Below are 276 nucleotides of genomic sequence, written 5' to 3' on the forward strand. Positions count from 1 at the left end.
CGACGGCACCCACCGCGTCTCGCTCGATGAAGTCATCATCACCATGCGCGAAACCGGCAAAGACATGAGCTCCAAATACAAGGAAACCGCCATGGGCGGCCTCGCCGTCAACGTCGTCGAATGCTGACCCGGGCTTCAGCAAACCCAACCAACGCCAAAAGCGTGCGCACGAACAAAGGAAAGACAACAATGACACTGGCACCTGAAGGCCGGAAGATGCTGCGGATCGAGCAGCGTAATGCGGCTGTCCCGGTGGAGCGCAAGCCGGACTGGATC

1 protein-coding gene is annotated in these 276 nt (G+C 59.4%); it reads left to right on the forward strand.

Translation table 11 applies throughout. The features are described from left to right. Positions 1-127: L-serine ammonia-lyase, iron-sulfur-dependent, subunit alpha (locus FDW83_RS19005; protein WP_138139023.1), on the forward strand; the 127-nt coding region annotated here is incomplete at its 5' end. Between the last annotated feature and the right edge of the window lie 149 nt (positions 128-276).

This window comes from Pseudarthrobacter sp. NamE2 (genome assembly GCF_005796205.1).
Classification (GTDB): Bacteria; Actinomycetota; Actinomycetes; order Actinomycetales; family Micrococcaceae; genus Arthrobacter.